Origin of the sequence: Mesorhizobium qingshengii, assembly GCF_027563465.1 — a bacterium.
GTDB classification, from domain to species: Bacteria; Pseudomonadota; Alphaproteobacteria; order Rhizobiales; family Rhizobiaceae; genus Mesorhizobium; species Mesorhizobium qingshengii_A.
Genome location: NZ_JAPFQA010000006.1, coordinates 295913 through 316264, shown reverse-complemented (window position 1 = coordinate 316264; position 20352 = coordinate 295913). Strand labels below are relative to the sequence as shown.

Annotated in this window: 16 protein-coding genes; 10 read left to right on the top strand and 6 right to left on the bottom strand. The window is 63.6% G+C overall.

The window, feature by feature from the left end; translation table 11 throughout:
- Positions 1 to 64: 64 nt before the first annotated feature.
- The 8 genes from OOJ09_RS16710 to OOJ09_RS16675 all read left to right on the top strand — a co-directional run bounded on the left by OOJ09_RS16710 (position 65) and on the right by OOJ09_RS16675 (position 8099).
- On the top strand, positions 65 to 874 hold the full coding sequence (locus OOJ09_RS16710; RefSeq protein WP_256753955.1) for a DeoR/GlpR family DNA-binding transcription regulator: 810 nt from the start codon (positions 65 to 67) through the stop codon (positions 872 to 874).
- A 55-nt stretch (positions 875 to 929) separates the two neighbouring features.
- Positions 930 to 1925 (top strand): rhamnose ABC transporter substrate-binding protein, encoded by a 996-nt coding sequence (gene rhaS / locus OOJ09_RS16705; RefSeq protein ID WP_269906227.1) that lies wholly within the window; start codon positions 930 to 932, stop codon positions 1923 to 1925.
- Positions 1926 to 2039: 114 nt separating this feature from the next.
- On the top strand, positions 2040 to 3596 hold the full coding sequence (locus OOJ09_RS16700; protein WP_269906226.1) for a sugar ABC transporter ATP-binding protein: 1557 nt from the start codon (positions 2040 to 2042) through the stop codon (positions 3594 to 3596).
- Positions 3593 to 4570, top strand: a complete 978-nt coding sequence (locus tag OOJ09_RS16695) for an ABC transporter permease (protein WP_269906225.1) — start codon at positions 3593 to 3595, stop codon at positions 4568 to 4570. Before OOJ09_RS16700 ends, OOJ09_RS16695 begins: the two co-directional genes overlap by 4 nt.
- Before the next feature lie 190 nt (positions 4571 to 4760).
- Positions 4761 to 5756 carry an ABC transporter permease gene (locus OOJ09_RS16690; RefSeq protein WP_420107517.1) on the top strand — a complete coding sequence of 332 codons (996 nt, stop codon included), beginning with the start codon at positions 4761 to 4763 and terminating at the stop codon, positions 5754 to 5756.
- Complete coding sequence (gene rhaM, locus OOJ09_RS16685) at positions 5756 to 6073, top strand: L-rhamnose mutarotase (RefSeq protein WP_269906223.1); 318 nt, start codon at positions 5756 to 5758, stop codon at positions 6071 to 6073. Before OOJ09_RS16690 ends, rhaM begins: the two co-directional genes overlap by 1 nt.
- Complete coding sequence (locus OOJ09_RS16680) at positions 6070 to 7434, top strand: FGGY-family carbohydrate kinase (protein ID WP_269906222.1); 1365 nt, start codon at positions 6070 to 6072, stop codon at positions 7432 to 7434. Before rhaM ends, OOJ09_RS16680 begins: the two co-directional genes overlap by 4 nt.
- 158 nt (positions 7435 to 7592) lie before the next feature.
- Positions 7593 to 8099 (top strand): hypothetical protein, encoded by a 507-nt coding sequence (locus tag OOJ09_RS16675; protein WP_269906221.1) that lies wholly within the window; start codon positions 7593 to 7595, stop codon positions 8097 to 8099.
- Between the two features lie 83 nt (positions 8100 to 8182).
- Here OOJ09_RS16675 and OOJ09_RS16670 read toward each other — a convergent pair whose 3' ends face one another.
- The 3 genes from OOJ09_RS16670 to galE all read right to left on the bottom strand — a co-directional run bounded on the left by OOJ09_RS16670 (position 8183) and on the right by galE (position 12356).
- Complete coding sequence (locus OOJ09_RS16670) at positions 8183 to 10009, bottom strand: alanine racemase (protein WP_269906220.1); 1827 nt, start codon at positions 10007 to 10009, stop codon at positions 8183 to 8185.
- A 1-nt stretch (position 10010) separates the two neighbouring features.
- Complete coding sequence (locus OOJ09_RS16665) at positions 10011 to 11261, bottom strand: D-amino acid dehydrogenase (protein WP_269906219.1); 1251 nt, start codon at positions 11259 to 11261, stop codon at positions 10011 to 10013.
- Positions 11262 to 11360: 99 nt separating this feature from the next.
- Positions 11361 to 12356 carry a UDP-glucose 4-epimerase GalE gene (gene galE, locus OOJ09_RS16660; protein WP_269906218.1) on the bottom strand — a complete coding sequence of 332 codons (996 nt, stop codon included), beginning with the start codon at positions 12354 to 12356 and terminating at the stop codon, positions 11361 to 11363.
- Positions 12357 to 12623: 267 nt separating this feature from the next.
- Here galE and hemA point away from each other — a divergent pair, with 267 nt between their 5' ends.
- Complete coding sequence (hemA, locus tag OOJ09_RS16655) at positions 12624 to 13901, top strand: 5-aminolevulinate synthase (RefSeq protein WP_269906217.1); 1278 nt, start codon at positions 12624 to 12626, stop codon at positions 13899 to 13901.
- Positions 13902 to 14159: 258 nt separating this feature from the next.
- Here the strand turns inward: hemA and OOJ09_RS16650 are convergent, their stop codons facing one another.
- The gene (locus OOJ09_RS16650) at positions 14160 to 15326 is read right to left on the bottom strand and encodes a pyridoxal phosphate-dependent aminotransferase (protein ID WP_269906216.1); all 1167 of its coding nucleotides are present in this window, start codon (positions 15324 to 15326) and stop codon (positions 14160 to 14162) included.
- Positions 15327 to 15437: 111 nt separating this feature from the next.
- The gene (gene mscL / locus OOJ09_RS16645) at positions 15438 to 15860 is read right to left on the bottom strand and encodes a large conductance mechanosensitive channel protein MscL (protein ID WP_269906215.1); all 423 of its coding nucleotides are present in this window, start codon (positions 15858 to 15860) and stop codon (positions 15438 to 15440) included.
- A 248-nt stretch (positions 15861 to 16108) separates the two neighbouring features.
- Between mscL and OOJ09_RS16640 the strand changes: the two genes are divergently transcribed.
- Positions 16109 to 19597: a PAS domain-containing hybrid sensor histidine kinase/response regulator gene (locus OOJ09_RS16640; RefSeq protein ID WP_269906214.1), complete on the top strand. Its 3489-nt coding sequence runs from the start codon at positions 16109 to 16111 to the stop codon at positions 19595 to 19597.
- On the opposite strand, the gene OOJ09_RS16635 is transcribed toward OOJ09_RS16640, so the two are convergent.
- Entirely contained in the window at positions 19598 to 20257 is a 660-nt protein-coding gene (locus OOJ09_RS16635) for a response regulator transcription factor (protein WP_269906213.1), read from the bottom strand. It lies immediately after the preceding gene.
- Between the last annotated feature and the right edge of the window lie 95 nt (positions 20258 to 20352).

Below are 20352 nucleotides of genomic sequence, written 5' to 3'. Positions count from 1 at the left end.
ATATGATCGGAAATGATTGACACTGCGCGTTTTGGGTGCCTAGATGCTCAGGCAGGGAGGAACCATGCACGAAAAAGAGCGCCACAGGATCATCTTGTCCGCCGTCCAGGAAAAGCCTGTGGTGACGGTGCAGGAGATGGTCGACCTGACGGAGTCCTCCGAGGCGACGATCCGGCGCGACATCGCGGCTCTCCACGTCCAGAAGCGCCTGCGCAGGGTGCGCGGTGGCGCCGAAGCAATCTCGCCGCCGCAGTTCATCGGCCTCGCCGGACGGCCCTTTTCCGTCAATGAGACAATCAATGCTTCGCAGAAGCGGGCGATCGCCCGCGAAGCGGTCGAGCTTTGCAAGGATGGCGAGCCGATCATCATCAATGGCGGCACCACCACGTTCCAGATGGTGCATTTCCTGACCGGCCGCCGCATGCCGATCTTTACCAATTCCTTCCCGATCGCCGAGCATTTGCTCAAGCACTCCAAGAACACGGTGATGCTGTCGGGCGGCACGATCTACCGCGAGCAGAACATCATCCTGTCGCCCTTCGACAATGACGTGACGCGCAATTTCTACGCCCGCCGCATGTTCATGGGTGCGCAAGGGCTCGGACCGCTCGGCCTGATGGAAGGCGACCCGCTGCTGATCCAGGCGGAGCAGAAACTGATCGACCAGGCCGACGAACTGGTGGTGCTGGTCGATTCCTCGAAATTCCGCAAACGCTCCAGCCTGATCCTGTGCGGCCTGTCGCGCATCGCCACCGTCATCACCGATGACGGCATCGAGGATCGCGAAGCCAAGATGCTGGAGACCGCGGGCGTGACGCTGATCGTCGCCCGCAAGTCGGCAACCAACAAGGAAGAATCTTCACTGCAGGCCTGAGGCCAACTCACGCCCGCAGCGGCGATGGAATGCAACGCTCAAGGGAGGATATTCGATGAGCTTCTTGAAGAAATTGATGGTTACGGCGGCGTTTTCGGCCGCCGTGTTCGTGAATGCCGCCTATGCCGAGAACGTCAAGATCGCGCTGGTGGTGAAGTCGCTCGGCAACGGCTTCTTCGATGCCGCCAACAAGGGCGCCGAAGAGGCGGCCAAGGAACTCGGCGATGTCGACATCATCTACACCGGCCCGACCAAGGCGACAGCCGAAGCGCAGATCGAAGTGGTCAATTCGCTGATCGCCCAGAAGGTCAACGCCATCGCCATTTCGGCCAATGACGCCGACGCGCTGGTGCCGGTGCTGAAGAAGGCCATGGAGCGCGGCATCACCGTCATCTCCTGGGATTCGGGTGTCGCCAAGGAAGGCCGGCAGCTGCATCTCAACCCATCCGACACCGGCCTGATCGGCGAGACCATCATCAAGCTCGCCGCCGACTACCTGCCGGAAGGCGGCGACGTCGCCATCCTGTCGGCCTCCTCCACCGCGACCAACCAGAACGCCTGGATCGACGCGGCCAAGAAAATCCTGCCGGAGAAGTTCCCCAAGATCAAACTCGTCGCCACCGTCTACGGCGATGACGATTCGGCCAAGAGCACGGACGAAGCCAAGGGCCTGTTGAAGTCCTATCCGAACCTCAAGGCGATCATCGCGCCGACCACCGTCGGCGTCGTTGCCGCTGCCCAGGTCGTCACCGACGAGAACCTGATCGGCAAGGTCAATGTCACCGGCCTGGCGCTGCCGTCCGAGTTCAAGAAGTTCATCGACAACGGCGCCAGCCAGGCCGTGGCCCTGTGGAACCCGATCGACCTCGGTTACTCCGCCGTCTACCTCGCCCACGATTTGGCGGTGAAGAAGGAAGAGGCCAAGCCCGGCGCGACGCTGTCGATCGGCCGCGTCGGCAAGGTGACGCTCGACGACACCAACTCGGCTGCGATGGCTCCGCCCTTCCAGTTCGACAAGACCAACATCGAGAAGTTCTCCAAGATCTATTGATCTAGGGCGCTTGCACCCTCCCCCTTGCGGGGAGGGTCGGCGAGGCGGTCTTGCGAAGCAAAACCGGCGAGACGGGGTGGGGGTGGCGACATCTTCACGCACCAGGACCTTGATATGCTAGACAACCCCCACCCCGCTCACGATGTTCGCGATCCTCCCCACAAGGGGGAGGGTAAGACGGCTCCACGCCTGACGCTGTCCGGCATCTCGAAGAGCTTTCCCGGCGTGCGCGCACTGCACAATGTCAGCCTGTCGCTCTATCCGGGGCAGGTGACGGCACTCATCGGCGAAAACGGTGCCGGCAAGTCGACGCTGGTCAAGATCATGACCGGCATCTACCAGCCCGACGCGGGCACCATCAGCATCGACGGCCAGGCCGTCACCTTGCCCAGCGCGCACGCCGCCTTCGGCCATGGCGTCACCGCCATCCATCAGGAAACCGTGCTGTTCGATGATTTGACGGTCGCCGAAAACATCTTTCTAGGCCACGCGCCGCGCACGCGCTTCGGCACCATCGACTGGCGCACGATGCGCAAAGATGCGCGCGAAGTTCTCGACACCATGCATGCCGGCCACATCGGCGCCGACGCGCGGTTGAAGGACCTGGGCATCGCCAACAAGCATCTGGTCGCCGTCGCACGCGCCATGTCGATCGATGCGCAGATCGTCATCATGGACGAGCCGACCGCCGCCCTTTCGATGAAGGAGATCGAGGAGCTTTTCCTGCTCATCGAATTCCTCAAGAGCGAAGGCAAGGCGATCCTGTTCATCAGCCACAAGTTCGACGAGATCTACCGCATCGCCGACCGCTACACGGTGTTCCGTGACGGCGAGATGGTCGGCGAAGGCCTGATCAGGGATGCCGGCCAGAGCCAGATCGTGCGCATGATGGTCGGCCGCTCGGTCGATCACATCTTTCCGCAACGCAAGGCCGAGATCGGCGCGCCGGTGCTCACCGTCTCCGGCCTGTCGCATCCGACCGAGTTCAACGACATCGGTTTCGAACTGCACAAGGGCGAAATCCTCGGTTTCTACGGCCTTGTCGGCGCCGGGCGCAGCGAGGTCATGCAGGCAATATCGGGCATCACCCGCACGTCAGGCGGCACGATCACGCTGGAAGGCAAGACCATCGCGCCGAAATCGGCGGCGGATTCCATCGATGCCGGCATCGTCTATGTGCCCGAGGAGCGCGGCAAGCAGGGCGTGGTGATCGGCCTGCCGATCTTCCAGAATGTCTCGCTGCCCTCGCTCAAGCGCACCTCCAGATCGGGCCTGTTGCGGCTGGCGGAGGAGTTTTCGCTCGCCCGCTCCTACACCGAGCGGCTCGATCTGCGGGCCTCTTCGCTGAGCCAGGATGTCGGCACGCTGTCGGGCGGCAACCAGCAGAAGATCGTCATCGCCAAATGGCTGGCGACGGCGCCCAAGGTGATCATCTTGGACGAACCGACCAAGGGTATCGACATCGGCTCCAAGGCCGCCGTGCACGGCTTCATGGCCGAGTTGGTGGCGCAAGGCCTGTCGGTGATCATGGTGTCGTCGGAACTGCCTGAAATCCTCGGCATGTCCGACCGCGTCGTCGTCATGCGCGAAGGCCTCGTCGCGGCGGTCTACGACAACAAAGAACTGGATGCCGAGACACTGGTCAGGACGGCAGCGGGGATCGCGGCATGAAGGCTTTCTTGAAATACCGCGAAATCTGGCTGCTCGCGGCCATCGTCGTGCTGATCGGATTGATCTCGACGCGCTTCCCGGCCTTTGCCGACCCCGGCAATCTGCGTCAGGTGTTCAACGACACCTCGATCCTGATGATCCTGGCGCTGGGCCAGATGGTTGTCATCCTGACCCGTTCGATCGATCTGTCGATGGCGTCCAACCTCTGCTTCACCGGCATGGTGGTGGCGATGCTGAACGCGGCGCATCCGGCAATCCCGATCCCGCTGCTGATCGTCATCGCGCTGGTCGTCGGCCTGGTGCTCGGGGCCATCAACGGCCTGCTGGTTTGGCGGCTGAACATCCCTTCGATCGTGGTGACATTGGGCACGCTCACCATCTACCGCGGCGCCACCTTCGTCATATCAGGCGGCGCCTGGGTGAATGCCGACAAGATGAGCCCGGACTTCATCGGCTTTCAGCGTGCGGCCTTCCTCGGCATTCCGGTGCTGTCGTGGATCGCCATCCTGGTCATCGCGCTGTTCTTCATCCTGATGACACGCACCGCGCTCGGCCGCTCGATCTACGCCATCGGCGTCAACCCGACGGCGTCGGTCTATGCGGGCATCGATGTTGGCCGGACGAAATTCATCGTCTTCTGCATCTCCGGCATGATCGGCGGCCTGTCTGGCTATCTCTGGATCTCGCGTTATGTGATCGCCTCGGTCGAGGTCGCCAACGGCTATGAGCTCAACATCATCGCCGCGTGCGTTATCGGCGGTATCTCGATCGCCGGCGGCATCGGCTCGGTCGGCGGCGCGGTGCTCGGCGCGCTGTTCCTCGGCATCATCTCCAACGCGCTGCCGGTCATCAACATCTCGCCCTTCTGGCAGATGGCGATTTCGGGCAGCGCCATCATCCTCGCTGTCGTGCTCAACGCGCGCGGCGAACGCCAGCAGGGCCGCATCATCCTGAGAAAGATGGAGGCGGCATGACCGAGCGTCTTCTCCATTTTACGAAGATGGTCGGCTTGTTGCCGCTCGCAACAAGCCTGCCTGCAACGTTTGTGCCGCCCCTCATCCGCCTGCCGGCACCTTCTCCCCGTATAGTGACGGGGAGGATGGCCGCAACGCTGGCGACCCGCTCTCGGCGCCAAAGTTCGAAGGGTGTCGAAGCATGACCGACATCACCAGCACCCCTGCCCCGCGCCACATTCCTGACCGACTCGACAGACCGTTCAGTTCGGCGATCTTTTCCTGGGAAGCGTTGCTGGTCGTGGTGGCGGTCGCCATCTTCGCCATCAACAGTTTCGCTTCGCCCTACTTCCTCGACCCTTATTCGCTGTCCGATCTCACCTTCAATTTCACCGAGAAGGGTCTGATAGCCTTCGCCATGGCGCTGCTGATCATCTCGGGCGAGATCGACCTGTCGGTCGCCGCGATCATCGCACTTGCCTCGACCATGATGGGAATGGCGGTGCAGGCCGGCGCCGGCACACCAGTGCTGGTGCTGATCGGCATCGTCGTCGGGCTCGGCTGCGGCGCCTTCAACGGGCTGCTCGTCACGAGGCTTGGCCTGCCATCCATCGTCGTCACCATCGGCACGATGAGCCTGTTTCGCGGCATCGCCTTCATCATCCTCGGCGACCAGGCCTACAAGGGCTATCCCGAAAGCTTTGCCTTCTTTGGCCAGGGCTATGTCTGGTGGGTGGTGTCGTTCGAACTGGTGCTCTTCCTGGTCGCGGCGGTCGTCTACTGGTTCGTGCTGCACCGGACGAGTTTCGGGCGCCGCGTCTTTGCCATCGGCAACAACCCGGTGGCGGCACAGTTTTCCGGCGTGCGCGTCGGCCGCATCAAATTCACCCTGTTCTGCCTGACCGGGCTGATGTCAGGCATCGCCTCGGTGCTGATCACCTCGCGGCTCGGCTCGACGCGACCGTCGATCGCGCAGGGCTATGAACTCGAAGTCATCACCATGGTGGTGCTCGGCGGTGTCAGCATTCTCGGCGGGGCCGGCAGCATCCTCGGCGTCGTGCTCGCCGCCTTCATCATGGGGCTGGTGACTTTCGGGCTCGGCCTGCTCAACGTGCCCGGCATCGTCATGTCGATCTTCATCGGCCTGCTCCTGATCATCGTCATCGCGCTGCCGATCGTCTGGCGGCGGCTGCGCGGAGGACGCTGATGCCGCAGAAATACGCGTTCAAGATGATGCTCAAGCCCGGCATGAAGGCCGAGTACAAAAAGCGCCACGACGAGATCTGGCCGTCGCTGGTCGCATTGCTCAAGCAGGCCGGCGTCTCCGACTACTCCATCCATCTCGACGAAGAGACCGGCACTCTGTTCGGCGTGCTGTGGCGGCGGGACGACCGTGGCATGGACGATCTGCCGAAGCATCCGGTGATGCAGCGCTGGTGGGCACACATGGCCGACCTCATGGAGACCAAGCCGGACAACGAGCCGGTGGCCGTGCCGCTGGAAACCGTGTTCCACATGGCATGAGCGCGATGCGCCACATCGCCGTCATCGACATCGGCAAGACCAACGCCAAGGTGGCGCTGGTCGACCTCGCCACGTCGAGCGAGGTGGCGCTGCGCCGCATGGCGAATGCGCCGGTTCGGCAGGCACCTTACCCGCATCACGATGTCGAGGCCTTGTGGACGTTCATCCTTGACAGCCTTGCCGGCCTCAACCGCGAACAGCGCATCGACGCCATATCGATCACCACCCATGGCGCGACGGGGGCGCTGATCGGTGCCTCGGGCGAGCTGGTGCTGCCGGTCCTCGATTACGAATTCGATGGTCCCGACAGGCTGGCGGCGGACTATGACGCGATCCGTCCGCCTTTTGCCGAGACCGGCACGCCGCGCCTGCCGCTCGGCCTCAATCTCGGCGCGCAATTCTTCTGGCAGCAGAAAACCTTTCCGGCCGAGTTCGCCAAGGCCGCCGCGGTGCTGATGTATCCGCAATACTGGGCCCTGCGGCTGACCGGCGTCGCCGTCAACGAGGTGACATCGCTCGGTTGCCACACCGATCTGTGGAACCCGTGGGCAGCGGATTTTTCATCATTGGTCGACAGCCTGGAGTGGCGCCGTCTGATGGCGCCGGTACGACCGGCCAAGGACCGGCTCGGCCCGATCCTGCCCGCGCTTGCCGCGCGAACCGGCCTTGATCCGCAAACGCCGGTCTTCTGTGGCCTGCACGATTCCAACGCCTCGCTGCTGCCGCATCTCCTCTCCGACACGCCGCCCTTCTCTGTGGTCTCGACCGGCACCTGGGTGGTGTCGATGGCGGTCGGCGGCAAACAGATTGTTCTGGATGCCGCGCGCGACACGCTGGTCAATGTCAACGCACTCGGCAATCCCGTCCCCTCGGCCCGCTTCATGGGCGGCCGCGAGTTCTCCGTGCTGACCGAAGGCCAGCCGGAGACGTGGACCGAAGATGACGTCGGCGCCTTGCTGGCGCGAAAGACGTTGCTGCTGCCATCGACCCAGCAAGGTTCCGGGCCGTTCCCGCATCGGGCCGCGACTTGGCTCAACGCTGACAACATGAATAGCGGCCAGCGCTTTGCCGCCATCTCGTTCTATCTGGCGCTGATGACGGCGACCTGCCTTGACCTGATCGGCGCCGACGGTCCGACCATTGTCGAAGGTCCCTTTGCCCGCAACCGGCTCTTTGTCGGCATGCTGGCGGCAGCGACAGTGCGCGCCGTTGTCGCTTCGGAGGCCGCCACCGGCACCAGCATCGGTGCCGCGCTGCTCGCATCGGGCCCGGTAGCGGCACGAGGCGAAGGCCAAAGAACCGAACCGCCGATCGATCCGACATGGGCGAGCTATTCGCGCTCGTGGCAACAGGCCTTCTAGACTTCTATTATCTAATTAAACTGCCGAATTTCCAAAGGGCAATCGAGAAAGAAGTGTGAAGCCGATCATATAATGGTCTCATGTACAGGCTCAGTACTTGTATCGCCGCTCAATTCAGGTGGCGATCGGCGCTAACCCGCCCTTACAAGGAGGCTGAAATGACATCCACATTCAAGCCTACGCATATTGACTTCGCCGACGGCAAGAAGCGTGTCGATGAAGCACTTGCAAAAGTCGGACACAAGATGAACTCTCGGATACTCACTTCAAGAGACAAGGAGGCCGTTGCACTGTGCAATCTCCTTGGCGTCCCGCGCGAGCAACTTCCTAGCGGTTTCACGAAGTGGCAGCTGCCATTCTACCTGGACGGCGGCCAGTTCTTCATCACCGCCACCGCGCCAAATGCGGAAGTGGGGGAACATTCGCACGACAACGACGGCGTTCGTTTCATCATGTCCGGTTCGGTCTACTACGATGGCATCGAACTGAACGCGGGAGATTGGATGTATATCCCGAAGGACAAGCGCTACTCTCTTAAGATCGGGCCGCTTGGAGCAAGCATGTGCTATTGCTACTGCTGCTGCTGCGCCGGTCGTGAGCTCAACCCAAACGATTTAATCGACCCCGCGCCATTCGTGCGCGTTCGAAAATCTCTGCAGCGATAGGCTGCCGGGAAATGCATCGCGGCGATGAAGCTGCGTCATCGCCGCGATGGGATGAGATTTGCCTAGACTTGGCGAGCGGCCGATCAAAGGATCCGCTTGCCGAAAGCCGACATGACGAAGTTGATCACGTCGGCGCCGATCCGGGGCTCGAGATCCGTTGCCAGGCCCGAAACATCCATCGACAGCAGACCGCCGGAGAGCGCGATCGCTTCCATCGCCTGGTGCGTTTCGCGCACCGTCAGCCCGCCGGAGCCCGCGGCCCAGCCGGCGAATTCGGTCGCCGTCGGCGAATAACTGACATGAAAACCCTGCGTGCCCGAGGTGGCGATGCGGATCGCCTCGTGCATCAGATCGCGCATGCCCATGGCGTCGATATCGGTCATGGTGAAGGCCGAAACGCGCGAATCCTTCAGCACCCTCGCCTCGGCTGGATCGGCGTGGCGCAGGCCGACGATGACGACATTTTCCGGTGACAGCTGCGGCTGCAGCGCGCCTGGCTTGTGATCGAGGCCGAGCGTGCGGGCCAGCACCGAGCCTTCCGGCAGGTCGATGCCGTCCTCGTCCTCGGGCATGAGGGCTGCGATGGAATCGATCCAGATCAGACCGAAGGAATGTGACGCGCGTGCCGTGGCGGTCAGCGCCCCGTGGGCGATGCGACGGTCAGCGCCGGCGCTCAGCCGGATCAGCCCTGAAGGCGGCCGTTCGACATCGGCGAGTTCCACCACGTCGAAATTCATCGCTTCCAACCGCGCGCCGGTGCGCTCCCGAGCCAGGATGCCGGCGGCTTCCTGTTCGGCGGTGATCTGCACCATCTTGCGGCCGGAAAAATCCTCGACGTCATGCATCGGGGCCTTCTCGACATATTCCGAAGTCATCGCCAGAAGCATGGCGCCGTAGCTCATGCGGAAGGCGACGCGATCGCCGACGGCGGGCGGCGGATCAGCGTCGGCGACATCCAGCAGCAGGTGATCGCTGGAGGCGCCGAGCACCCTTATCCCCTTGGCAATCGGCGTCAGCCCCTCGACCAGCACGTCCTCGCGGCCGATATTGGCGATGGCGCGCAGCCTGTCGCCCTCGTCGGGGAAGACCGGCTGGTTGCCGAAGGCATCGTAGCCGGACTGGCCGATCGGGCGTGACGGCTTGAGCTTGACCTCGATGATGTCGCTGGTCAGCCGGCAGGCGTCGGGCTCGAGTTCGGCCCATGGCGTGTCGCGGAAGGTCTCGACGCCGCCTTGCAGGATCGCCTCGCCGACGCGCAGATTGTTGATGCCGGCCGGCAGCTTGCCTTTGAGCAGCAGCGGCAGCGACGACGAGGCGCCGCCCGATATCCAGTCGAGGCTTTTGCCGGACAGGCGCTCGGTCTTGTAGGCATGGGCGACCAATTGCCCAAGGTTTTCCTCGGTCGGCATGATGGCGCCGAAGCAGCCGAGGTTGGTGCCGATGCCGGCGATGCGCACGCCCTTCAGCTGCAGTATCTGCTCGACCGTCGGGATCAGGTCGCTCGGCCAGATGCCTTCGCGGAGGTCGCCAAGGTCGATCATCAGCATGATGTCGTGGACGCGGCCCATGCGCCCGGCGATGCGCGATATCTCGCGAATGGTGCTCAACTCCGACTGCAGGCTGATGTCGACCGTGCGCACCACCTCCTCGACGCGCGCCATCGGCGGGCTGCGCAGCAGCATGATCGGCGCGTTGATGCCACTGTCGCGCAGCCGGCGGATGTTCTCGAAGCGGGATTCGGCGATGCCGGCGACACCGCCGCGCAGCATGGCGCGCGCCACCTGCGGCATGCCGCAGGTGCCCTTGGTGACGCCGAAGACCTTGATGCCCGAGAGTGCGCAGCGCTGGACGATGGTGCGGGCGTTGCGCTCGATGCGGCCAAGGTCGATGGCGACTTGCGGTCCCGACATCCTATCCCCCGTAGACCAGCCCTTGCGGGTCGATCTCCGGCTTGCGGCCGGCGACGAGGTCGGCAAGGAACTTCCCCGAGCCGCAGGCCATGGTCCAGCCGACATGGCCATGGCCGGTGTCGAGATAGAGGTTCTCATAGCGCGCCTTGCCGATTACCGGCACCGAGTTCGGCATCATCGGCCGCAGACCCGCCCACAGCTCGGCCTTCTTCTCGTCGAAGGCGCCTGGGAACAGGTCCTTGCCGGTCCTGAACATGGCGGCGAAATCGCTCCGCCGGAACGTACGGTCGAAACCGGTGAACTCGGCGGTCGAAGCGAGCCGCAGCCGGTTGCCCAGCCTGGAATAGGCGATGAGCTGGTCCTCGTCGGCGCCGCCCATGGTCGGCCCCTTGCTCTCGTCCTCCAGCGGAATGGTCGCGGTGTAGCCCTTCACCGGATAGACAGGCAGGTCGATGCCGTAGCGCCGCCCGAGCAGGCCGCTTTCCGGCCCCATCGAGATGACCACGGCATCGCCGAGAACCGGTCCGGCCGAGGTCATCACCGCGCGCACCCGGTCACCCTCCATGTCGAGGCCCTCGACCGTCGTGCCATAGAGAAACCTCACGCCGAGTTTCTCGGCGGCATAAGCGGCGAGCTTTTCCACGAACTGCCGGGAATCTCCGGTCTGGTCGATCGGCGAATAGACGCCGCCGGCGATCTTTTCCTTCACTCCGGCAAGACCCGGCTCGAGCTCGATCAGCCTGTCGCGGCCGACGATCTCGATCGGCAGGCCATGCTCGGCCAGATAGCGGTAGTTGTCGGTGCCGGTGTCGAGACTGTGCTGCGAGCGAAAGAAATAGAGGATGCCCTTCTTGCGCTCGTCATAGCCGATGCCCGTGTCGGCGGAGATGGCGTTGATGCAGTCGCGCGAATAAAGCGCCAGGCGCAGCTTGACCCGGCTGTTGGCGCGCAGGCGCTCTTTTGTGCACTGTCGCAAGAAGCGCAGGCTCCAGGCGAGGAAATAGGGATCGAAGCGCAGCCGCACCTTGATGCCGAGGTCGTGATTGTAGAGCCCGCGCAGGAACGTCTTCAGCGCCGCCGGTGAAGCCCAGGCGGTAGCATCGCCGGGTGACACCAGGCCGGCATTCGACTGGCTGGTGCCGCGCGCCGGCGCAGGATGGCGCTCGATCACGGTGACCTCGTGGCCGTCGCTGGCCAGGTAATAGGCGGCCGCCGTACCGACGACGCCGGCTCCGAGCACCGTGATTTTCATGCCATCCCCCAAGAATTCCCCGCGGCGCGGCGCCTTGCGAATGCCTTCAATAGCGCTTCGCCGGGCGCCTTGCGAGCCCTGGGGAGAAAAGCCGCCGGCTCAGCTCCGTGCGGAGTTCTTGCCGGTCAGGATACGCTCCCAGGCGAGCGCATCGGCAACGATCTGGTCGAGATCGTCGCGTTGCGGGGTCCAGCCGAGTTCCGCGCGGGCGAGATCCGAATTGGCAACCACCGCCGCGGCGTCGCCTGGGCGGCGATCGCCCATCTTCACCTCGAAATCATGGCCGAAGGCCCGGCGCACGCTGTCGATGACCTCGAGCACCGAATAGCCATGGCTGTAGCCGCAATTGGCGACAAGGCTCGCTCCCCCCGCGCGCAGCCGCTGCAAGGCCAGGCGATGCGCCGCCACCAGGTCGCTGACATGGATATAGTCGCGCATGCAGGTGCCGTCCGGCGTCGGATAGTCAGTGCCGAATACCTGCATGAAGGGGCGCTTGCCGAGCGCCGTCTCGCAGGCGACCTTGATCAGATGGGTGGCGCCTGGCGTCGACTGGCCGGTGCGACCCTTCGGGTCGGCGCCGGCCACGTTGAAGTAGCGCAGCGCGGTATAGCGCAGGCCGTGCGCGATCGCCGCATCGCGCAGCATCCATTCGCTCATCAGCTTGGACAGGCCATAGGGCGATTCCGGCGCCAGGCGGGCATCCTCGCGCACCGGCTCCAGTCCGGCGCCGCCATAGACGGCGGCGGTCGAGGAAAAGATGAAGTTGGGCACGCCTTCGCGCACCGCGGTTTCGATCAGAGTGCGCGTCTTGCAGGTGTTGTTCTCATAATAACCGAGCGGGTCGGCGACCGATTCCGGAACCACGATGGAACCGGCGAAATGGATGATCGCATCGACCTTGTTGTCCCTGATGATCGAACCGACCAACTCACGGTCGGCGATATCGCCGACGACCAGCTTCGCCTCCGGCGCCACCGCCCATTCGAAACCGGTCGAAAGGCGGTCGAGAACGACCACGCTCTCACCGGCATCCAGCAACTCCCAGACCATGTGGCTGCCGATGTAACCGGCACCGCCTGTCACCAAAACCGTCATCCGCTTCCTCGCATCTCAAGATTTATCGGAAACTGTCTCAACCACCGCCTTACTGGAAAGCCTGCCGGATGGCCACTACAAGCCGCGGTAACCGGCATGGTCGGCATGTGGCATCATCCTGAAACAAAGTTGATCCACATCAAGGGAATAGGCCACGATCCGTGGTCGTTAGGAACCGGTCCGGGGCGTGGCATTTTGACCAAAAAGGCCCGGTGGACGACCAATAGGGCAATGATTATGATCCCGCGCAAAAATTGGGAAGCCGACATGAACTATCAGCGGTTCTTCGAGGAAGCGATCGACCAGCTCCATGCAGAGCGTCGCTACCGCGTCTTCGCCGACCTGGAGCGTATCGCAGGCAAATTTCCGCGCGCCATCTGGCGTGCCAATGGCCGCGCCGAGGAAATCACCGTCTGGTGCTCCAACGACTATCTCGGCATGGGCCAGCATCCCGACGTCATCGCCGCGTTCCAGAACGCGGCCGGCAAAATGGGGTCGGGCGCCGGCGGCACCCGCAACATTTCGGGCACCAGCAACCCGCTGGTCGAGCTCGAAGTGGAGCTTGCCGACCTGCACGACAAGGAAGCCGCACTCGTCTTCACCTCCGGTTTTGTCTCCAACGAGGCCTCGATCTCGACCATTGCCCGGCTTTTGCCCAACTGCCTGATCATTTCGGACGAACTGAACCACGCCTCGATGATCGAAGGCGTGCGGCGCTCCGGCGCCGAGAAGAAGATCTTTCGCCACAATGATGTCGCGCATCTGGAAAGCCTGCTGCAGGCGGCGGGCCGCGAACGCGCCAAGCTGATCGTCTTCGAGAGCGTCTATTCGATGGATGGCGACATCGCGCCGATAAAGCAGATCGTCGAGCTCGCCGAGCGCTACAACGCCATGACCTATATCGACGAGGTCCATGCCGTCGGCATGTACGGACCGCGAGGCGGCGGCATCACCGAGCGCGAGGGACTGGCCGACCGGATCGATATCATCCAGGGCACGCTGGCCAAGGCGTTCGGCACGCTGGGCGGATACATCACCGGCACAAGCGCGGTGATCGACGCGGTGCGCTCCTATGCGCCGGGCTTCATCTTCACCACGGCGCTGCCGCCGGCGATCGCTGCCGCCACCACCGCCTCGATCCGCCACCTCAAACGCTCGCAGGCCGAGCGCGATGCCCAGCAACAGCAGGCGACGCGAACCAAGCAGGTCCTTTCCGCCGCCGGCCTGCCGGTGATGGAATCGCCAACCCACATCGTGCCGCTGCTGGTTGGCGATCCGGAACTTTGCAAGATGGCGAGCGATCGCCTGCTTGGCGTGCACGGCATCTACATCCAGCCGATCAACTATCCGACCGTGCCGCGCGGCACCGAGCGGCTGCGCATCACGCCGACGCCCTTCCATACCGACGCTTTGATCGCGGCACTGCAGGATGCGCTGATCGAGACCTGGGATGCGCTGGGCATCCCCTATGGTTCTGCAGGCCGGCCCTCGGTGGCCGAAAGCGACCGCGTCATTCCGCTGCTGGTGCCCAAATCAGGCGGCTAAAGCCCGTTTGAAACTCTACTCCGACGGCTATCCGGTGCGGGTTTCTGCGCTTTCTACAGCGCCGCGCGTCCATTCGGACGCGCAAAGGACGCCGTAGCAACTCCAAATTTGCGCATGATCCTTGCCGAAGATCGATCCCGATCTTCGGGGTCATGCGCGTGCCCACGGCCCTGAATGTCCGCTGCGCTCCGGTTCTCGAAACCCACGCCAGCTGACTCGCCGGAGCGATTTTCAATCCGGGTTTCGTCGGCGGTTTAGCTAGACAGCCTTCATCCACTTCGCCAGCCGGTGCGCGGCTTCCTCGACCTGGTCGAGGCGGCGGTGGAAGCACAGCCTGAGGAAGGCTTCGCCACCTGGGCCGAAGGCCGTCCCGGGCGCCAGGCCGACATTGGCCTTGTCGACGATCTCGAAAGCGGCGGCGCGTGAATCGGTAATGCCGTCGACAGTGAAGAACAAGTAGAACGCGCCTTGCGGCGCGGTGAACCGGGCGCGGCCAGTGGCACCGAGGATGCCGCAGACCAGGTCACGCGCCGCACGCGCCCGCTCCACCTGTTCGGCAATGAAGGCGTCGCCCTCATCGAGGGCGGCGATCGCACCGCGCTGCATGAACTGGGCTACGCCGGAGTTCGAATACTGGATCAGGTTCTCGAACACCTGCTGCAAGGCGGGATGGGTCTTGATCCAGCCGACACGCCAGCCAGTCATCGCCCAGTTCTTGGAGAAGCTGTTGACGAACAGGATGCGGTCTTCCGCCGACGCGATGTCGAGGAAGGACGGCGCACGACCATGGCCATAGTGAAACAGGGAATAAATCTCGTCGGCGATGATCCAAAGGTTCTTCGCGCGGGCAAGATCGAGGATCGCCTGCAAGGTCTCATGATCGGCGGTCCAGCCGGTTGGGTTCGACGGTGTGTTGATGAACAGTGCCTTGGTGCGTGGCGTGATCGCGGCTGCAATCTTCTCGACATCGCAGGACCAGCCATTGCCGGACTGGTCGAGCGTGACCGGCACCGGCACGGCTCCCGCTATCGCCGTGGCGGCATCGAAATTCGGCCAGGCCGGCGACAGATAGACAACCTCGTCGCCGGCGCCGGCGACAGCGTCGAGGGCCAGCTGGATGGCGTGCATGCCCGATCCGGTGACGATGAATTCCTCTTCGGGGAAGGTCTTGCCGAAGTGCCTGGCGTAGTAGCGGGCGAGCGCTTGCCTGAGCTCCGGAATGCCTTTCTGCCAGGTGTAGAATGTCTCGCCGCTGGCCAGTCCCCGGGCGGCCGCGTCGCTGATGAAGGCGGGCGTCGGCAGGTCGCCCTCGCCGGCCCAGAGCGGGATCAGGCCCTCGCGCAGGCGGCCGTGGTTGACAACGGCGACAATGCCGCTTTCTGGCGCCGCGCGGGCTTCGGCGCGCAAACTTTCGATCAAGGTCATGGGCGGATCCGTTCCGGTCTCAAATGTTCGTCAGCGCTCCTTACCAGAAGCGAAAAAAGAAAACCCCGGCCGCGAACGGCCGGGGTTTTGGTCCAGTAATGCCACCAATGGTTAGCGCTTGGCGAGCAGATCGCGAATCTCGGTGAGCAGTGCGACATCAGCCGGCGGCGGAGCAGCGGGGGCAGCAGGCTTCTCGCGCTCGAGCCGCTTGCGCAGATTGTTCACCGCCTTGACCATCAGGAAGATGATGAAGGCGAGGATGATGAAATTCAATGCCACGGTGATGAAGCTGCCGTAGGCAAAAACGGCGCCTTGTTTCTTGGCCTCCGCCAGCGAAGTGGCGTTGACGGCCGAGGAAAGCCCGACGTAGTAGTTGTTAAAGTCCAAGCCGCCGAAAATCGCGCCGACGATCGGCATGATGATGTCGTTGACAAGGGAAGTAACGATCGTGCTGAAGGCGCCGCCGATGATGACGCCGACGGCCAAGTCCATCACGTTGCCCTTGGAAATGAATTCCTGGAATTCTTTCAGCATTCGACCCTCCTGTCATGACAAGCCGCGCTACCGCTCCGCCCCTTCGTTCGGCGCCGACCAATAAGGAGCATAGCAAAAACCTGCGGTTGCAAAATGGGTAAAAGCGGAAAACAATCGGTTTCTCGTCGTCGCCACCGCTTGATGCTCCGGTGGTCCTGCTTCCAAAGCCGCGATGGACTCGGACGCCAAGCTGTGATTGCGTTCGGGCAAGCCGGATAAAAAGACGGCAAAGGGAGGAAATTGCAGGCGTGCAGGGCTTGTTCATCGTCATCGTCGCTATCGCCTATGTGACGCTGCTGTTCGCCATTGCCAGCCTGGGCGACCGCCGCTCGGCGATATCCGGGCCTGGCCGAGCCCGGCCCTTCATCTACGCGCTCAGCCTTGCCATCTACTGCACGTCCTGGACCTTCTTCGGTTCGGTCGGCCTCTCCTCCGAACGCGGCCTCGAATTCCTCGGCATCTATACCGGCCCGGTGCTGGTGTTCGTGTTCGGCTTTCCGCTGCTCAACCGCATCGTTCGGCTGGCCAAAACCGAGAAGATCACCTCGATCGCCGACTTCCTTGGCGCCCGCTATGGCAAGAGCTTCACCGTCTCGGCGATCGCCACGCTGATCGCCACGATCGGCGCGGTGCCCTATATCGCGCTGCAGTTGAAGGCGATTTCCGGTTCGGTCAGCCTGATGGTCGAGCACTACACCGGCTCGCCGCCCTCCTTCGATCCGTTCGTCAGCGACATCTCGCTGGTCGTCGCCATGCTGCTGGCGCTGTTTGCGGTGCTGTTCGGCACTCGCCACGCCGACGCCACCGAACACCAGGACGGGCTGGTGCTGGCGGTGGCGGTCGAAACCGTGGTCAAGCTCGCCGCCTTCCTGGCGATCGGCCTGATGGTCACCTTCCTGATCTTCGGCGGGCTCGGCGACATGTTCGACAAGCTCGCCCAGAACGCGCAGGTCCGGCAAGCGATGAGCTACAACACGTCGCTCGCCACCTGGCTGGTGCTGACGGGCTTGAGCGGCTTTGCCATCATCATGCTGCCGCGGCAGTTCTACGTCACCATCGTCGAGAACCGCGGCGAGGCCGAGTTGCGCACCGCGACATGGGTGTTTCCGCTCTACCTCGTGGCGATCAACCTGTTCGTGCTGCCGATCGCCTTTGCCGGCCTGTCGCTGGTCGGCACCGGAACCAGCAGCGATCTCTACGTGCTGTCGCTGCCCCTGTTCAGCGGCCACGACGTGCTGGCGATGGCGGCTTTCATCGGCGGTCTGTCGGCGGCAACGGCGATGGTGATCGTCGAAAGCGTGGCGCTGTCGATCATGATCTCCAACGACCTCGTCATTCCGCTGTTCGTGCGCCGCCTGCTCAAGACCTCGACCTCCGAGACCGAAGACTGGTCGACGCTCATCCTCAATGTGCGGCGCGGGGCGATCTTCATCCTGCTGTTCATCGCCTTCCTCTACTACCGCCAGAGCACCAACAGCGCGCGCCTGTCGTCGATCGGCCTGATGTCCTTCGCGGCCATCGCGCAGTTCGCGCCGGCGCTGATTGGCGGGCTGATCTGGCGCGGCGCCAACGGCAGGGGTGCAGCACTTGGCATGATCGCCGGTATCCTCGTCTGGGGCTACACACTGCTGTTGCCCTCGCTCGTCGCGCCCGATACCGACATCATCCTGCAGGGGCTGTTCGGCTTCGAGGCGCTGCGGCCGCAGGCGCTGTTCGGCACCGTCGCCGAACCTTTGAACCACGGCGTGCTGTGGAGCCTGTCGATCAACGCGGTGTTCTTCGTTCTGGGCTCCCTCTCCCGTGCGTCGGTGCCGCTGGAGCGCATCCAGGCGTCGATCTTCGTGCCGCGCGATGCCGGCCCGATGCCCAGCCTGCGCCGCTTCCGCACCGCCATCACCGTCAATGACCTCAAGGACACGATCGCGCGCTATCTCGGGGTCGAACGCACCGAGCGCTCCTTCCAGTCGTTCGAGAAGACCAACGGCACGTCGCTGCACGGCAACGAACAGGCGAGCATGGACATCATCCGCTTCTCCGAGCAGCTGCTGGCCAGCGCCGTCGGCTCTTCCTCGGCACGGCTGATCCTGTCGCTGTTGTTCCGGCGCCATGACCGCGAATCACGGGATGCCTTCCGCTTGCTCGACGACGCCACCGAGGCGCTGCAGCACAACCGCGACCTCTTGCAGATCGCACTCGACCAGATGGAGCAAGGCATCACCGTCTTCGACCGGGATTTCCGCCTGATCTGCTGGAACCGCCAGTACCGGGCACTCTTCGACCTGCCCGACGAGATGGGCCAGGTCGGCGTCTCGCTCGACCGCATCCTGCGCCATCTGGCCGAGCGCGGCGACATTCCCGCCGATCAGCGCGTCGCCATGCTCAACCGGCTGACCAGTTTCGTCAGCCCTTGGCAGATGGAGTTGAAGACCAGCGGCCGCATCCTGGAACTGCGGTCCAACCCGATGCCGGACGGCGGCATCGTTGCCACCTATGCCGACATTTCCGGGCGCGTCGAACAGGACCTGGCGCTGAAGCGCGCCAATGAATCACTGGAGCAGCGCGTCAAGACCCGCACCATCGAGCTGACCCGGGTCAACGAGGAACTGGCGCAGGCGCAGATGCTGGCCGAAGAGGCCAATCTGGGCAAGACGCGCTTCCTCGCCGCCGCCGGCCACGACATCCTGCAGCCGCTGAACGCCGCCCGGCTCTATTGTTCGTCGCTGATCGAAAAGGCAGGCAAGGGGCCTGCCGGCAAGGCAGCGGTCAACATCGAATCCTCGCTGGAATCGGTCGAGACCATTCTCGGCGCCGTGCTCGACATCTCCCGCCTTGATGCCGGCGCGATGAAGCCGGACGATACAGCCTTCAGCCTTGACGGGTTGCTGCGCCAGATCGGCAATGACTTCCAGCCGCTCGCCGCCAAGAAGAAGCTCGGCCTGACGATCATGCCATCGTCGGTGACGGTGATGACGGATCGCAACCTGCTGCGCCGCCTGATCCAGAACCTCGTCTCCAACGCCATCAAATACACGCGCCACGGCCGCGTGCTGGTCGGCGTGCGACGGCGTGGCGAACTGGCCGAGATCCAGGTGATCGACACCGGCATCGGCATTGCCGGCGACAAGCTGAACACCGTCTTCCACGAATTCACCCGGCTGGACGAAGGTGCCCGTGAAGCGGAGGGACTTGGCCTTGGCCTCTCCATCGTCGACCGCATCGCACGGGTTCTGCGCCTGGAAATCCGGATCTTTTCAAATCCGGGCAAGGGCACACGTTTTTCCGTCATACTGCCCGTGGCGGCCGTGCAGGAGCCGCGCCGCGAGATCGAGAGCAGAGCCCCTGCGCGTGCAACAGCTTCGCTGGCCGGGCTGCACGTGCTTTGCATCGACAACGACGCCCGCATCCTCGAAGGCATGCGGCTGCTGCTCGAAGGCTGGGGGTGCAACGTCGATACAGTGTCCGGCTCAAGGGATCTGGACGGAGCCGCGATGCACCGCCCGGACATCGTCCTTGCCGATTATCATCTCGACGGCGAAACCGGTCTCGACATCATCATGAGGCTGCGCGCGATCCATGGCGACGATCTGCCGGCCGTGCTGGTCACCGCCGACCGCTCCAACGAGGTGCGCACGGCCGCGGGCGGGCTCGAGGTACCGGTGATCAACAAGCCGCTGAAGCCGGCAGTGCTGCGTTCGATGATGGCCAGGGTCAGGCCGCTGGCTTCGGCCGCCGAATAGTCAGCCGGTTGCCTGTAGCGGGTCGCTGCCGATCTTGGACAGGAGGATCACCGCCTGGGTGCGGCTGTCGACACCGAGCTTCTGCAGGATGGCGGAGACATGTGCCTTGATGGTGGCCTCGGAAACACCGAGTTCATAGGCGATCTGCTTGTTGAGCAGGCCCTCTGCCAGCATGCCGAGCACGCGGGTCTGTTGCGGGGTCAGCGCCTGCAGCCGCTTGATCAGGTCGGAAATCTCGGGATCGCGCTCGACGCCGAGATCGATACCGACGGGTGCCGCAATGTCACCGGCAAGCACCGACTGCACGGCATCGCGGATTTCTTCCATGCTGGCCGACTTGGAGATGAAACCGGACGCGCCGAGATCGAGCGCTCGCCTGATGGTCGCCGGATCGTCATGCGCCGACACCACGACCAGCGGCACCGCCGGATGGATACCGCGCAGCGAGATCAGGCCTGAGAGGCCGCTGGCGCCCGGCATCGACAGGTCGAGCAACACCAGGTCGACATCCTCGTTGGCCACGAGCAGCGCCTTGGCGCTCTCGAAATCACCGGCCTCGTGGATCGCGGCGACGTCGCCGATGCCAGCAAGCGCTTCACGCAACGCACCGCGAAACAGCGGGTGATCGTCGGCGATGACGAAAGAATAGCCTGACGGCAAATGTCCCTCCCCGAATCCCCCGATGATTTTCTGCTTTTTTTCGGGATCAGATGAACGATTATGAGGGGCTGCGCGCTGTTTTCAAGCGGCAAAGC

Excerpts from the sequence above, each read along its gene's own strand:
- OOJ09_RS16710 (WP_256753955.1), top strand. The coding sequence starts at position 65 with ATGCACGAAAAAGAGCGCCACAGGATCATCTTGTCCGCCGTCCAGGAA.
- rhaS (WP_269906227.1), top strand. The coding sequence starts at position 930 with ATGAGCTTCTTGAAGAAATTGATGGTTACGGCGGCGTTTTCGGCCGCC.
- OOJ09_RS16700 (WP_269906226.1), top strand. The coding sequence starts at position 2,040 with ATGCTAGACAACCCCCACCCCGCTCACGATGTTCGCGATCCTCCCCAC.
- OOJ09_RS16695 (WP_269906225.1), top strand. The coding sequence starts at position 3,593 with ATGAAGGCTTTCTTGAAATACCGCGAAATCTGGCTGCTCGCGGCCATC.
- rhaM (WP_269906223.1), top strand. The coding sequence starts at position 5,756 with ATGCCGCAGAAATACGCGTTCAAGATGATGCTCAAGCCCGGCATGAAG.
- OOJ09_RS16680 (WP_269906222.1), top strand. The coding sequence starts at position 6,070 with ATGAGCGCGATGCGCCACATCGCCGTCATCGACATCGGCAAGACCAAC.
- OOJ09_RS16675 (WP_269906221.1), top strand. The coding sequence starts at position 7,593 with ATGACATCCACATTCAAGCCTACGCATATTGACTTCGCCGACGGCAAG.
- OOJ09_RS16670 (WP_269906220.1), bottom strand. The coding sequence starts at position 10,009 with ATGTCGGGACCGCAAGTCGCCATCGACCTTGGCCGCATCGAGCGCAAC.
- OOJ09_RS16665 (WP_269906219.1), bottom strand. The coding sequence starts at position 11,261 with ATGAAAATCACGGTGCTCGGAGCCGGCGTCGTCGGTACGGCGGCCGCC.
- galE (WP_269906218.1), bottom strand. The coding sequence starts at position 12,356 with ATGACGGTTTTGGTGACAGGCGGTGCCGGTTACATCGGCAGCCACATG.
- hemA (WP_269906217.1), top strand. The coding sequence starts at position 12,624 with ATGAACTATCAGCGGTTCTTCGAGGAAGCGATCGACCAGCTCCATGCA.
- OOJ09_RS16650 (WP_269906216.1), bottom strand. The coding sequence starts at position 15,326 with ATGACCTTGATCGAAAGTTTGCGCGCCGAAGCCCGCGCGGCGCCAGAA.
- mscL (WP_269906215.1), bottom strand. The coding sequence starts at position 15,860 with ATGCTGAAAGAATTCCAGGAATTCATTTCCAAGGGCAACGTGATGGAC.